Annotated in this window: 13 protein-coding genes; 5 read left to right on the forward strand and 8 right to left on the reverse strand. The window is 45.7% G+C overall.

Going from position 1 to position 13,851, the window contains the following annotated elements; genetic code table 11:
• Window positions 1-104: 104 nt before the first annotated feature.
• Both RCH83_RS13190 and RCH83_RS13195 read left to right on the forward strand, forming a co-directional pair.
• Window positions 105-596 (forward strand): hypothetical protein, encoded by a 492-nt coding sequence (locus RCH83_RS13190; protein ID WP_306522848.1) that lies wholly within the window; start codon window positions 105-107, stop codon window positions 594-596.
• Window positions 596-811, forward strand: coding sequence for a helix-turn-helix transcriptional regulator (locus RCH83_RS13195; protein ID WP_306522850.1), 216 nt, complete (start codon window positions 596-598; stop codon window positions 809-811). Before RCH83_RS13190 ends, RCH83_RS13195 begins: the two co-directional genes overlap by 1 nt.
• Window positions 812-875: 64 nt before the next feature.
• Here the strand turns inward: RCH83_RS13195 and RCH83_RS13200 are convergent, their stop codons facing one another.
• From RCH83_RS13200 to RCH83_RS13215, 4 genes are all read right to left on the reverse strand, one after another.
• Entirely contained in the window at window positions 876-1,544 is a 669-nt protein-coding gene (locus tag RCH83_RS13200) for a DUF799 domain-containing protein (protein ID WP_306522852.1), read from the reverse strand.
• Complete coding sequence (locus tag RCH83_RS13205; protein WP_306522854.1) at window positions 1,541-1,921, reverse strand: DUF4810 domain-containing protein; 381 nt, start codon at window positions 1,919-1,921, stop codon at window positions 1,541-1,543. The genes RCH83_RS13200 and RCH83_RS13205 overlap by 4 nt, the downstream gene beginning before the upstream one ends.
• Window positions 1,906-2,586, reverse strand: a complete 681-nt coding sequence (locus RCH83_RS13210) for a CsgG/HfaB family protein (protein ID WP_306522856.1) — start codon at window positions 2,584-2,586, stop codon at window positions 1,906-1,908. Before RCH83_RS13210 ends, RCH83_RS13205 begins: the two co-directional genes overlap by 16 nt.
• A gap of 285 nt (window positions 2,587-2,871) precedes the next feature.
• The gene (locus tag RCH83_RS13215) at window positions 2,872-3,606 is read right to left on the reverse strand and encodes a sporulation protein (protein ID WP_306522858.1); all 735 of its coding nucleotides are present in this window, start codon (window positions 3,604-3,606) and stop codon (window positions 2,872-2,874) included.
• A gap of 320 nt (window positions 3,607-3,926) precedes the next feature.
• Between RCH83_RS13215 and RCH83_RS13220 the strand changes: the two genes are divergently transcribed.
• From RCH83_RS13220 to RCH83_RS13230, 3 genes are all read left to right on the forward strand, one after another.
• Window positions 3,927-4,574 carry an NAD(P)H-binding protein gene (locus RCH83_RS13220; protein ID WP_306522860.1) on the forward strand — a complete coding sequence of 216 codons (648 nt, stop codon included), beginning with the start codon at window positions 3,927-3,929 and terminating at the stop codon, window positions 4,572-4,574.
• Window positions 4,575-4,998: 424 nt separating this feature from the next.
• Window positions 4,999-5,550, forward strand: a complete 552-nt coding sequence (locus tag RCH83_RS13225; protein WP_306522862.1) for a HEPN domain-containing protein — start codon at window positions 4,999-5,001, stop codon at window positions 5,548-5,550.
• 61 nt (window positions 5,551-5,611) lie between these two features.
• The gene (locus RCH83_RS13230; protein WP_306522864.1) at window positions 5,612-8,260 is read left to right on the forward strand and encodes a type I restriction endonuclease; all 2,649 of its coding nucleotides are present in this window, start codon (window positions 5,612-5,614) and stop codon (window positions 8,258-8,260) included.
• A gap of 348 nt (window positions 8,261-8,608) precedes the next feature.
• On the opposite strand, the gene ilvA is transcribed toward RCH83_RS13230, so the two are convergent.
• The 4 genes from ilvA to RCH83_RS13250 form a co-directional block, all read right to left on the reverse strand.
• Entirely contained in the window at window positions 8,609-10,315 is a 1,707-nt protein-coding gene (gene ilvA, locus RCH83_RS13235) for a threonine ammonia-lyase, biosynthetic (RefSeq protein WP_306522866.1), read from the reverse strand.
• On the reverse strand, window positions 10,312-12,165 hold the full coding sequence (gene ilvD, locus RCH83_RS13240; RefSeq protein ID WP_306522868.1) for a dihydroxy-acid dehydratase: 1,854 nt from the start codon (window positions 12,163-12,165) through the stop codon (window positions 10,312-10,314). The genes ilvA and ilvD overlap by 4 nt, the downstream gene beginning before the upstream one ends.
• Before the next feature lie 138 nt (window positions 12,166-12,303).
• Complete coding sequence (gene ilvM, locus RCH83_RS13245; protein WP_306522870.1) at window positions 12,304-12,570, reverse strand: acetolactate synthase 2 small subunit; 267 nt, start codon at window positions 12,568-12,570, stop codon at window positions 12,304-12,306.
• Window positions 12,567-13,851: thiamine pyrophosphate-dependent enzyme (locus RCH83_RS13250; RefSeq protein ID WP_373689772.1), on the reverse strand; the 1,285-nt coding region annotated here is incomplete at its 5' end. The genes ilvM and RCH83_RS13250, both read right to left, overlap by 4 nt.

Raw genomic sequence — 13,851 nt, forward strand, 5'->3', positions numbered from 1 at the left:
AAAAATGTAACCTTACGGTATCAAAAAAGCTTGACAATGATACCTTAAGGTTCCATATTGATACCCGAAGGTATCAACACTCCTAAACAGAAGGAAAACAAATGATGACAAAATGGACTATCGAAGATCAGGAAAATTGCGTGAAATCGGGCATTACCGGGGCAGCTTTTGTCGCCTTGTTAACAGGCTTTGAGCTACTGAGGAGTATCAGTTTGAGCTGGCTGGAAAACAAAGCGCTGGCTGATGTTTTTGGCGTGGGCGTTATCTTGTCGGTGTTTTATTTTTTATATCAAATACGGCACCAGCCCAAAATGATGTCTTATGGCTGGAAAATAAAAGAAATAAATGGTGATTTTCAGGACGAATACCTGCGCAGCCGTTTTCAACGCGCCACCACAATGGCATTTCAGTTAGCCATGCTAACCGCATTTGCCGGTTATGCCCTGACAGAGCTGGTACTGGAGCTCGGCAAAACTGCCATGCTGCCGCCTCAGTTGGTACCTTTATTGACAGTTTTTGTTGGCACTCTGGCTTTTTATCTGAATTTACGTACTGCGCTGGATGAGCAGGATGAAACAACACTGGTAGGCCAGTGATGGAAGAACAAACTTTATATAACAGAATTGCCGGGCTGCGCGCTGTCAGGGGGCTGTCGCAGCAGCAACTGGCCGATGCGATAGGTGTGTCACGCAAAACCATCAGCACTGTTGAAACCAGCCGCTTTACCCCTTCAGTGGTGATTGCGCTGCAACTGGCGCGGTATTTTCAGGTGCCGGTGGAACAAATTTTTAGTTTTGACAACTTTAACTAAAACCAAAAAGACGGCCGGAAGCACAGTTCCGGCCTTTTTTTAGCCCGGTTGTATTGCCAAGCCTTTATTCAGGTGTTTTGTCTTTGCCGTATTTGGGCGAACGCGGGCCATATAACAAACCATTAGGCGCCTGCGGCGATAACAAACGGCCTGAAGCGGTGGCGGCAACCTGAAAGCTGGCATCCAAAGCAGTTTCCATAATCTGCGTGACTGCCGCTTCAACCAACAAACCAATAACGCCACCGCCGCTGCCATTGTTTTGTTCACTACTGGCGGCGCGGGCGCTGCCTTGCCATAAAATTTCGTTGGTTTTGCTGTCAGCAAGTTTCGCCTGCACCACCACCACTGTGTCACTGGAAAGCACAGCGTAAGAGGTGCCATATTGCTGCACTTCGATATACATCACAGCGTCAGCACCAAAAATTTCATTCAGCTTTTTTGCCGGCACAGCGTGAATATCTTCGGCCACCGTCAGGCCGTTGTTTTTAAAGGTTTCGTCAACCAAGGCTACCGGAAACACATAATAACCAGCTTCCGCCAGTGGTACTGTCACATTCGCCAACACGCCATAAGGTGCAATAACCTCGGTGCTGTGGTTGATGGGTGGCAATACCAGAATGGATTTTGGCTGACTCTTTTTAAACGCTGTGTAATCCATTGGGGTTTGGCTGCTGGCACAACCGGCTAAAATCATGCTCAGCACTAAAGCAGCAAATAATTGCATCTTTTTCATGATTTACCCGCTTTTGCATTTTTCAGTAAAAAGTCGATAAATTGTGTCGACTCCGGATAAAGTGCTTTTTCTTTTTGCAAATACACTATGCCCTTATCCATTTGACCACTTTCAATATACAAATAACCTAAGTGGGCGTGCAGGCCCGGACCCACTTGCAGATTTTTTGCCGCACTCTCCAGGATGGTTTTTTCCAGCGCTGCAATTTCCTGCACCTGCGAAGCATCTTCGTTGTTAAAGTGGGTATAAACATTGTCCTGATAAGAGCCGTAATGATAAAGCGGCCGGGTAGTTTGACAGCCGCTCAGTGCTGCCACAGCCACGGCAGCCGCTAAAAATTTAAGCTTTATCACACTGGCTTTCATTGTGGTTGCCATTGGTTAGTTTCGATGCCTTTCACCAGGTTATTCACTGCTTCGCGCATGGCTAAATCTAACACTTTGCCGTTTAAGGTAGCGTCATAACTGGCGGTGCCACCAAAACCAACCACTTCACGATTTTCCAGGCTAAATTCACCGGCACCCATGGCAGAGAAAACCACAGCTGAAGTTTCTACATCCACAATATTTAACGCAACTTTGGCATAAGCCACTTGCTCTTTGCCTTTACCAAGCAAACCAAACAATTGTTTGTCGCCGGTTTGTTTACGGCCAAATTCAGTCACATCACCAGTCACCACATATTTAGCGCCTATCACATTTTGTTTGGCACCGGCAAACTGGGCTTCTTGAGATAACTCGGCCATATTGGCTCTGTCCATCACCAAAAAACGATTGGTTTGTTGTAAGTGGGTCAGCAAAATGGTTTTGGCTTGTGAACCCAGCTGATCGGTTTCTGCGTTAAAAATGCCATTTTGAAAATTAGAGCGGTTTTGAAATTTACCAACAACCAGTTTGCTTTTTTGCCCCTGGTACGGCTGGTAACTGGCGTTTACTTTGGGTGCTTCAATAATGCGCGACGACTCAGTTGTGCTACAACCGGCTAAAACAACCAAAGGCAGTAAAAATGCCAAAGTGTGGAATTTGTGGAATGTACCTTTCATTTAAGTGTCCTTTTCAGCGAAGTTTTCATTAAACTGTTTCAGCAAGTTATTCAGCAAAGAATGGAGGGAAACACAACAAGCTACATAAATTTAATGACAAGAAGTTATACCCAGCCTGAACCAAATTAGTATTTTTTTATCTGGTTTTACTGAGCTGAATAGCTGGCAGAAAATAAAGTAGCCAGGGCCATCTTTTACCACGTCGGTATAGGTAGCTGTAAGGGTTTTCGCTGGCAAAGCTATTGCCAGCGGCAAGGTTAATGGCGCGAGCGCGCCGCACACTTATCAGCCAAGCACAGTGCGCAGTGCTTGTTGTACTTCAGCGCTTGAACTTTGTGGCGACAAACGCACAGTACGGTAACTGTCACCACGGAAACTACGGTCGACTTCCACCACCAGCAACATATTGTTGCCGTCCGGTAAAAACGACAATTCCACTTCTTTAATGCCCGACAACCACTGCCGCGGCCGGAACTCAAATTCCTGATAACAACCCACAGAGCTGCGTTTACCAGGAACTTGCAAATAGCCTTTTTCTACATCCACTTTTTGCAGCTGATAACCCAAAGCCAGCATAGCGTCTATGCAGTTGAGCATCAGTGGTGTGGCTGCAACCTGCAATAAATCGGTATCCGTTGGGTCCAGCGCCATCTCAATATTGGCTTCACTGGCCAGCCACACTTTGCCAACACTATAACCTGGCAATTGGGTAACCGGCAGCTCAGCTGTTAAGCGCAATTCAAACGGCAACTGATGGCGCGCACCAGCCTCAACCAACATGGCATCGCTCAAATGAAAACGTTGCAAACAAAAATTCTGATAATGCTCGCCGTTATCAGTTTTTACTTTCACCCGCGTCATTAACGCCAAATCAAAACCATGAATTTGCTGCGCCACAGCCCCACCCTGAATTTGAATAGAGCCTTTCAGGCTACCCCCAGGCACACACTGGTTGCTTTGCAGTTGGGTATCAATTTTACAAGCGCCAATACCAGCGCTGGCGAGTAGTTGTTTAAGCATTTGATAATCCTGAGTAATAAAGAAATTTTCTTTGTGGGTTATTTATGGGCGGGTGTGGGTTTTACAAGCACAAGCCGGGGATTAACTGTTACTAAATATGACATTCTGTGCAGCGCAGCCATAACAGCGGCCACCACAGTTCGGAACAATTTGCCGCCAACTCCAAACCTGAACTCAGCCACTGAGCAACCACAAAGGAAAATAAAAGCAGAGATAAAAACAGCGCCAACCACCCAAAACAATCAGCGCCGCCACAAACTGCAGCTTCAGATGCTGATTTTCGTTACACTGATTTAAATTGGTATCAACAAGGCAAAACCATGAAAACCTTACTGATCTTCGGCGCCACAGGTGCTGTTGGCAGCCAGTTACTGGCACAGGCACTGCAACACAAGGATGTGGCCAGGGTGGTAGCCCCCACCAGACGGCCGTTACCAGCACATCCAAAGTTAACAAACCCAATGATTGATTTTGAAGCACTGCCGGTTGATGCCAGCTGGTGGAAAGCAGATATCGCCTTTTGCGCTCTGGGCACAACACTGAAGCAAGCGGGCTCAGCCAGCGCATTTTATCGGGTGGATCACGACTATATTTTACGGCTTGCCGAACTTAGCCATGCCGCCGGCACTAAAACCTTTGTATTAAACTCGACCCTTGGCGCAGCTGTAGATGGCCCCGGTCTCTATCTCAAAACAAAAGGGGCGACAGAGCGGGATGTGATGGCTCTGGGCTTTGACGCTCTGACCATAGTGCGCCCTTCGTTATTAGATGGCGCCATCAGAGCTGATTCCCGCACAGGCGAAGAATTCGGCCTGTGGCTAAACCGCTGCCTGGGCAGGCTAATTCCGCTGAAATGGCGCGCTATCTCAGTGGCGAAGGTGGCGCATACAATGCTCAGCGCCGGCCTCAGTGCCAAGCCTGGCACTCATATTATTGAGTCGGCACAAATTCATCAGGCTTTAGCTTAAAAAACCCTTGCTTAACAAGCTGTTGCCGACAGATTGTGATCCCGGGCATTTTATCTGAGGGGCTGGTGTTTGCTGTTAAAACAGCAGATTTTACTTGCCCCTGACTTTTTACATTCATGATGTACCTTCTGCACAATATACAAGAGCATCAACAAACCGCTCAGCTGATTTAACAACACAAACCGCAACCCGGCTAAAAGACGGCTGTTCTGTGATGTTGCAGTAGCAAAGAATAAAACCACAGTGTCCCGAAAAAGAGCTTGCCGTTTTGCTGGCCGTGTTTTAGTTTGCTGATAAACAAGTTGCAGCAGCAACACAGTTGCCGGAAAAGGAAGTTTGGCAGTTTAGGTTTTTGGTGTTCCCACCTTAAATTCTCCCGCTAAATGTCTTCTGTTTTTCACGTGTAATGACCAGCAGGGATTTTATGGCATCACAGTCTTACCAATTATTTCAAACCGCAATTGCTGATGCTGAAAAGTTAATCAGCATTTTTGATCAGTTGCCTAATCAAGAAGCTCGTCAGCAAAACGAAGTATTAAAACGCGCCGCTCTGGTGATGACCCTCACGGCCTGGGAAAGTTATATCGAAGCGTTTTTACTGGAACAACTCACCAAAAAAATCTGCGGCATTAAAGGCAGTTTTGCTGGCGATTTTATTCAGAAAAAAATCGATATTGAAATTAAAAAGCTACATAACCCAGCACCGGAAAAAGTAAAACAACTCTCGCTGGAATTTCTGCAATACGACATCACCGAGCAGTGGCGCTGGCAGAACACAGAACCTACAGATGCTCGCCGACAACTAAATATGTGGCTAAATAAACGCGGCGATGCGGTGCACAACGCCTGCGCTAGCGACGACCCGAAAAAACCACATTTAGTAAAACGAGAAGATCTGGATAAAGCAGTTCGATTTTTTAAAGAGTTGGTCAAAGTCACTGATGGGTTTTGTGGAGTGGTAAAAGGCAAGATTTGACCTGATGATATGAACATTATTTAACTTAAAAAATAATATAAAAATCACCAAGAGAAAATAAATGACTATAGAATTCAACAACATAATCATATCCACTGAAAGTGACGTAGAACAAAAATTTATATATCCATTATTTACAACACCACTACCACTGGGCCTTGGCTACAGCGATGAAGACATACAAACTAAAATAAATATTAGAAAGTTAAAAATCGACAAAGGCAACAGTCAAAAAATATATTACCCAGATTATGTAATAATAATTGAAGGACTTCCTGTCGCTATAATAGAGGCAAAAGCGCCAGGTGAATTAGGAGACGCTTTTAGAGAAGCTAGGTTGTATGCGAGTGAAATAAATGCATCTTATCCTTCAGATATAAACCCCTGTGAAACAGTAATAGTTACCGACGGAGTAGAATTGCATATTGGAAATTGGGACATTTCAGAACCAACAACAAAAATCCTAAGGAAAGAAATTAATCCAACAACACAAATATATGTTTCAATACAGAGTTCAATTTCAAAAAATTCACTTATTGAAAAATGCAAAAAAATACTAAAGAGAGTTAGAAAATCATCAAGATACTTCAAACCAAAACACATGCTAGGTGGAAATACGGTAATAAACGAAACTGTCGGAGAAAACTCTTTCGGGTCTAACATATCAGTAGAATACAGGCATCTTTTTAATCCAGTTACTACAAAGCAAAGAACTGAAATAGTACAAAACGCTTATGTAACATCTAAAAGAAAAATGTCTCATGTTGCACCAATTGAAAAAATTGTTCGGGCATCAATACCAACTTTCGAAAAAGTTTCGACTAAAATAAATGACACTAAAAAACCAATTGAAATAATAGAGAAACTTGCAAAACACCAAAAGTTGAAGCATGAAGTTTGCTTATTGATTGGTAGCGTTGGGTCTGGAAAGTCCACTTTTACAGACTATTTAAGGGTTCTCGCCCTTCCGAAGGATATGAAAGAATCTATAGAGTGGGTAAATATAAACCTAAATGAAGCACCGCTTCAGCGAGATATGATATACAAATGGGTCAGTGAGAAAACAGTTGAAAAAATAATACAAAACAACGAAGATACCGATTTCGATGAAATTGATAATCTATACAAAATATATGACAGACAAATTGAAAAATTAAAAAAAGGGAGAGCATCCCTATTTAAGGATAACCAAGAAAAGTACAATGAAATAATATTTCAGGAGCTTACTTCCTTACAAAAGGATAGCAGCATAACACTATCCTCATTCATACACTACCTCGAGAAATACCAACGGAAAAGCACAATAATAATACTAGACAATTGTGACAAAGGTAACAGTGACGACCAGCTTCTTATGTTTGAGGTGGCTAACTGGCTTAAAAAAGAATTCGAATGTATAGTATTCTTACCGCTTCGTGATTCTACATATGACAGGTTTAAAGACCAACCACCTTTAGACACAGTAATCAAAGATTTGGTATTCAGGATAGACCCACCGTTACTTGATAAAGTAATTTACTCAAGACTTAATTATCTGTCCAAAGAAATTAGTGATAGAAGCGATGACTTCTATTATTTCTTGGGAAATGGCACTAGGGTCAAATGTAAATATAAAGAAGTTGACGTATATATCAGGTCAGTAATAACAACCTTGTTTCAGGACAAATTTTTCAGAAGAATAATAATAGGGATAGCAGGCAGGAACATTCGCAAGGGTTTAGAAATGGTTTTAGACTTTTGCAAAAGCGGACATATAAATGAAGAAGAAATACTAAAAATTAGACAATCACAAGGGGAAACTAAAATTCCTCAACATTTAATTTCAAAAATCCTCTTAAAAGGAAACAAAAAATACTATAGCGACAAAGATTCTCATATTCAGAATTTATTTAGCTCATATGACAGCGATGAACTTCCAGATCCCTTCATAAGGATATCAATACTTGAATTGCTAAGCCAGAAATTCAGAGAATACGGACCGAATAGAACAAAAGGATTTCACAAAGTATCTGAAATTCTTAAAACACTTCAAATGTTAGGGCACTCATATACAAGATCTTATGAAGAAATATCTACATTAGCGGAGAGTGGTTGCATAAACTCAGAATCACATAATAGAGATATACAAAAAGAAGACTTAGTATGCATCTCTGCTTCTGGCTTTATTCATTTGGAACTTTTGAAAAACATTAACTATCTATCTGTAGTATCCGAAGACACTCTATTTCGAGAAAACAAACCAGCTTCAGAAATTAGAGATAACATCATTGGAGCCGGGACATTCAAATCAGACAGCAAACAAACGGCAATATTAAATGCAAAAATACTGACAGAATACCTTTATAAATATAATGAAGAGTACTCACTAGGAACTTCAAGAACGGTCGAACAAAGCTTTACATACTCAGTCAATAAAATTCCAGAAATATTTGAATATGTAAGTAAAATTGCTAGCAGCGATGAATCTCTAAATTCTTTTGAAAGACTAAACTCTATTTATCCTAAAGGTAGTCATGTAGAAGCTCAAATAGTATCGATTCAAAAATATGGAATTTTTGTTGAGTTTGGTATAGATGGAACTGGAATGATACACAAATCAGATATCTCTCAACCAAGTTTAATAAATACACTAGAAGTTGGCGATTGGATTAACGCAGAAATTGTCTCTTATAATACTGAACACAACAGGTTCAAACTTACATTAGCTTAGCATTCTGCATGAACTTCAGGGATAGGTAGTGAACTATGCCTACCCGAATAGCTGAATATAGACAACTACCAGCAGCAACGGAGTGAGCATTCAAAAGTGAGCGCGGGAGGCGCGAACGGGCGAACGCAGTTGTTGCCGGTTGTTGGGTTCGCCATAGTCGCGCTTTAGTGCCAACAGTGGCTAAAACCTCACCAACAACAGCCCCTCTGCACACGCTTTAAGATTCCGCGTTTTAACAAACTCAAATCGCCAAACAGACACAAAAAAGCGCAACCCTAGTTGCGCTTTTTAATCACTACATCAACAGCTTTGCCGTAATTTCGCCATTATTGGCTAATCACCGTGTCATCACTGGGCAGTTAAAAACGTCTTATAAGACTTATTGCCCGTCACCAGCTGATAAGGATAACCCAACGCATCCAAATGCCCTTCAATCTCGGATGGGTCGGCAATTTCAAAACCCGCCAAAACATCACCAGTGGCAGCGCCATGGTTGCGGTAGTGGAATAAAGTGATATTCCATTTTTCGCCTAAGGTATTGAGGAAATTCATTAAAGCGCCGGGGTATTCCGGGAAGTTAAACTGATACAGCTGCTCGTTCACTAAACGCGGTGGCATGCCGCCCACCATATAACGCACGTGTAGTTTGGCCAGTTCGTCGTCGGATAAATCCTGATAGTCGTAGCCCGCAGCCGATAACGCCTGATTGACCTGTTGCAGCTCTTCCGCACCGCTACGAAGCTTTATACCCACAAAAATATGCGCTTTGTTGTCCGAAGCATAACGGTAGTTAAACTCGGTAATAGCCCGGCCGCCCAGGGTTTCGCAGAAACGGCGGAAACTGCCTTTTTCTTCCGGAATGGTTACGGCAAATACCGCTTCTTTTTTCTCGCCCAGCTCACAACGTTCTGACACATAACGCAAAGTATCAAAATTGAGATTCGCGCCGGAAAGCACAGCAGCAAAGTTTTGGCTATGGTCGGCCTTAGCGGCGTATTTTTTTAAGCCCGCTAAAGCCAAAGCACCGGCGGGTTCTGCCACGGCACGTAAGTCTTCAAAAATATCTTTAATGGCCGCACAAATTTCGTCGCTGGAAACCGTGACCACATCGTCACAATACAGCTGCGCTAACTTAAAGTTTTCCGTGCCGATACGTTTTACCGCCACACCATCGGCAAATAAGCCAACCCGCGGCAAAGTCACAGGCGCGCCGTTGAGCATCGCTACTTCTAAACAGTTAGCGTCATCCGGTTCTACACCAATCACCCGCACATTCGGCAATACTGCTTTGATATACACCGCCATGCCCGCCAGCAAACCACCACCACCGACCGGAATAAAAACCGCATCAAGCTTATTGTGTTGGGTGAGGAGTTCTTTGGCGACTGTGCCCTGGCCTGCAATCACATCGGCGTCATCAAAAGGCGGAATGTAGACAGCGCCCTGAGTGGCCGCCAGTTCAATGGCAAAACGGTTGGCTTCGTCAAAAGCCGTGCCGTGCAACATCACATGACCACCACGGGCTTTTACCGCCGCCACTTTAATTTCCGGCGTGGTAATAGGCATCACAATAGTGGCATTGAGACCCAGCTTGCTGGCCGACATCGCCACACCCTGGGCATGGTTGCCAGCCGATGCGCATACCACCTGGGCGCTTGGGTTTTGCTGCGCTACTTTATGCAGTTTATGAAAAGCACCCCGCAGCTTAAAGGAATACACCGGCTGGTGGTCTTCGCGCTTTAAAAACACATGATGGCCAAGGCGCTGCGCCAGTTTTGGCATGGCTTGCAGCGGCGTTTCTACCGCCGCCTGATACACAGGCGACAATAAAATTTCGCGTAAATAGTGCTGTTGTAGCGCCTGCGCTTCACTTTCGCTTAACGCGCTTGTTGGATAAGCCGGATTGCGGCTGCTGGCTGGCGTATCGGCCTGCCCAGCGACTGATTCAGCAGTCGCCGCAGCGCGCCCGGCGTTCACCACAGCCTCAGCCGCTGTTTCCGCCAGCGGCGCCCCTGTTGTCACTGGCGCTACAGTTTTTAATGCTGCCTGACTCATAACTCTTCCAGCTTACTCAAATCCCGCACTGCGCCTTTATCGGCGCTGCTTGCCAGCATGGCGTAAGCTTTTAATGCCGGGCTGACCACACGTACCCGATCAACAGGTTTCCACGCCAGTTTGCCTTTGGCCTCCATCGCCTCACGTCGGCTTTGTAATTCAGCGTCGCTGATGCGGATTTGAATCAAGCGGTTAGGAATATCGATATCAATACCATCGCCTTCCTGCACCAGCGCTATGGCGCCGCCGCTGGCCGCTTCTGGTGACACGTGGCCAATCGACAAGCCAGAAGTGCCGCCAGAAAAACGACCATCGGTGATCAGCGCACAAGCTTTACCCAAACCCATCGACTTTAAATAACTGGTTGGATACAACATTTCCTGCATACCAGGGCCGCCTTTTGGCCCTTCGTAGCGAATAATCACCACATCACCGGCAACTACTTTGCCTGCCAGAATAGCTGCAACGGATTCGTCCTGACTTTCAAAAATACGGGCGACGCCGTTAAACACCAGGTTATCTTTATCAACACCAGCGGTTTTAACAATACAGCCGTTTGGCGCTAAGTTGCCGTACAACACGGCCAAACCGCCATCTTGTGAATAAGCGTTTTCTTTGCTTCTGATACAACCTTCAGCGCGGTCGTCGTCCAAAGTTGGGTAACGGCAGCTTTGCGAAAAGGCCTGAGTAGTGCGGATGCCGGCCGGGCCTGCACGGTAGAATTCTTTTACCGCTTCGTCTTGCGTGGTCATAATGTCAAAACGGTTTAACACATCACCTAATGATGAACCGGCCACATGAGGCGTATCCGGGTTGACTAAACCGGCGCGTTGTAACTCGGCCAGAATAGCAATGACACCACCTGCTCTATGCACATCTTCCATATGGTATTTTTGCGTGGAAGGCGCCACTTTGGATAAATGCGGCACAATGCGCGATAAACGGTCGATATCGTTCATGCCAAAATCCACTTCGGCTTCAATAGCGGCGGCGAGTAAATGCAGCACTGTATTGGTGGAGCCGCCCATGGCGATATCCAGCATCATGGCGTTTTCAAAAGCGGTTTTATTGGCGATAGAACGTGGCAGGGCGCTTTTATCATCGTTTTTATACCAGCGGTTGCATAAATCCATAATACGTTCGCCAGCGCTGATAAACAGTGCTTTACGGTCGCTATGGGTGGCCAACATAGAGCCATTGCCTGGCTGGCCTAAACCCAAAGCTTCTACTAAACAATTCATTGAGTTAGCGGTGAACATGCCCGAGCAGGAGCCACAAGTCGGACAGGCGCTTTTTTCAATTTTGTCGCTGTCTGCGTCACTGACATTGGGGTTGGCGGCTGACACCATAGCATCAACTAAATCGAGTTTAATAATTTGATCAGACAGCTTGGTTTTACCGGCTTCCATAGGCCCGCCTGAAACAAAAATGGCCGGGATATTGAGGCGCAAAGCGGCCATTAACATGCCTGGCGTGATTTTGTCGCAGTTGGAAATACACACCATGGCATCGGCGCAGTGGCCGTTCACCATATATTCCACCGAGTCGGCAATAATTTCGCGTGACGGCAGGCTGTACAACATACCGCCGTGACCCATAGCGATGCCGTCATCTATGGCAATGGTATTAAATTCTTTGGCGATACCGCCTGCTGCTTCAATGGCTTCGGCCACTAATTTACCGAGATCGCGTAAATGCACATGGCCAGGCACAAATTGGGTAAAAGAGTTCACCACGGCAATAATGGGTTTACCAAAGTCGGTGTCTTTCACGCCGGTGGCGCGCCATAAAGCGCGGGCGCCCGCCATATTGCGGCCTTCGGTGGTGGTGGCTGAACGTAATTTAGGCATGCGGTTTACTCCTGCATTCTTTTTTAAATGGCGCTGACGTTTGTTTAAGGCGCGTCAGCAGAATATATGTATATGGTTCAGGGCCACTTGGTTGTATTATCGCCAGCCCATCGTGGGGCTGGTCGTTATTGTTTTTAATCAGGCACTTAAAGCTGTATTTGCCGCTGTAGCGTCATGCAGCTCCAGCTGCTGTACATCGTATAACTTATTCAGTTGTGCCGTCAGCAGGCTGATGGGTTTATCACTTTGAATATTTAAAGTCACCAGCAAACCACTGTTGTCGGCCAGCGGTTTCATATCCATACCACAGAGCTGAAAACCACGGTAACGGGTAACCTGCAGCAAACGTTCTAACGCCACTACTTCTAAACCGGTCTGGATAGTTAAAGTATGTTGCATGCTCATTGTGCTGCTCCTTGTGGTGTGGCTGGTGGTGTGGCTGATACTGTGCCTTGTTGCGTGAATGGCATGGCTGTCATCATGTCCTGGTTGGCGGCGCCTGGTGGTACTAAAGGCCAGACGTTGTCGGTTTCATCAATTTTGATATGCAATAAATAAGGACCTGGCCAGGTGAACATAGCGTCCAGCGCACCTGCTACTTCGTCTTTGCGGCTGATGCTATGGCCTGGAATGGCAAAAGCGGCAGCCAAAGAAACAAAATCCGGGTTGTCGGATAAATCGGTTTCGCTGTAACGGCCATCAAAAAACAGCTGTTGCCACTGACGCACCATGCCAAGGCGCTGGTTGTCGATCACTACAATTTTTACCGGCAACCGAAAACGTTTGATGGTGGCCAGCTCCTGCACATTCATCATAAAAGAGCCGTCACCGCTCACCACTATGGAGGTGTCGGTGGGGCGCGAGATTTTGGCGCCAATGGCCGCTGGCAAACCAAAACCCATAGTGCCTAAACCGCCACTGCTTAAATGGTTACGCGGTGTGTTAAAGCTCATATGCTGCGCCACCCACATCTGGTGCTGGCCTACATCACAACTCACCACTGAGTTGTCCGGCATACGTTCGCTCAGTTGTTTTAACAACAAAGGCGCGTAAATCCGTTCACCCGGATGGTCATAACGCCAGCCGTGTTGTTGCTTCAGTTGTTGGCAATGTTGTTGCCATGGCTGGATGGCGGTTACCACGGCCATTTCAGGTAATAACGCTTTCAGATCGCCCAGCATGGCGCAGTCGGCAAAACGTAACTTGTTGATTTCGGCTGGATCTATGTCGATATGAATCACTTTGGCTTCAGGCGCAAATTTTTTCAGGTTGCCGGTGACCCGGTCATCAAAACGGGCACCTAAACACACTAATAAATCACATTGTTGCACTGCTAAATTGGCGGCCTGGGTGCCGTGCATACCCAGCATACTTAAATAATACGGGTTGTTTTTTTCCACAGATCCCATGGCTTTTAAGGTGGTCACGCTTGGCATACCGGTCTGGTTTAAAAAGTCGTTTAGTTCAGCCAAAGCACCGGCCATATGCACACCACCACCAATATAAGCGATAGGTTTTTTGGACTGTTGCATCAGCTCACGCGCCAGTTGCAGCTGTTGCTGCGGCAAAGCTGCGGCGCTGTTGTCAGCAGCCAGCTGCAACGGCGGTTGGTATTCAACTGCCGCTAATTGCACATCTTTGGGAATATCCACCAGCACCGGGCCTGGTCTGCCACTTTGCGCCAGC

It is taken from the genome of Rheinheimera sp., from assembly GCF_030824435.1.
In the GTDB taxonomy this organism is placed as follows: domain Bacteria; phylum Pseudomonadota; class Gammaproteobacteria; order Enterobacterales; family Alteromonadaceae; genus Pararheinheimera.

Coding starts and splice junctions, on each gene's coding strand:
- ilvA (WP_306522866.1), bottom strand. CDS start 10,315: ATGAGTCAGGCAGCATTAAAAACTGTAGCGCCAGTGACAACAGGGGCG.
- RCH83_RS13225 (WP_306522862.1), top strand. CDS start 4,999: ATGGCATCACAGTCTTACCAATTATTTCAAACCGCAATTGCTGATGCT.
- RCH83_RS13200 (WP_306522852.1), bottom strand. CDS start 1,544: ATGAAAAAGATGCAATTATTTGCTGCTTTAGTGCTGAGCATGATTTTA.
- RCH83_RS13230 (WP_306522864.1), top strand. CDS start 5,612: ATGACTATAGAATTCAACAACATAATCATATCCACTGAAAGTGACGTA.
- ilvD (WP_306522868.1), bottom strand. CDS start 12,165: ATGCCTAAATTACGTTCAGCCACCACCACCGAAGGCCGCAATATGGCG.
- RCH83_RS13210 (WP_306522856.1), bottom strand. CDS start 2,586: ATGAAAGGTACATTCCACAAATTCCACACTTTGGCATTTTTACTGCCT.
- RCH83_RS13220 (WP_306522860.1), top strand. CDS start 3,927: ATGAAAACCTTACTGATCTTCGGCGCCACAGGTGCTGTTGGCAGCCAG.
- RCH83_RS13215 (WP_306522858.1), bottom strand. CDS start 3,606: ATGCTTAAACAACTACTCGCCAGCGCTGGTATTGGCGCTTGTAAAATT.
- RCH83_RS13205 (WP_306522854.1), bottom strand. CDS start 1,921: ATGGCAACCACAATGAAAGCCAGTGTGATAAAGCTTAAATTTTTAGCG.
- ilvM (WP_306522870.1), bottom strand. CDS start 12,570: ATGAGCATGCAACATACTTTAACTATCCAGACCGGTTTAGAAGTAGTG.
- RCH83_RS13195 (WP_306522850.1), top strand. CDS start 596: ATGGAAGAACAAACTTTATATAACAGAATTGCCGGGCTGCGCGCTGTC.
- RCH83_RS13190 (WP_306522848.1), top strand. CDS start 105: ATGACAAAATGGACTATCGAAGATCAGGAAAATTGCGTGAAATCGGGC.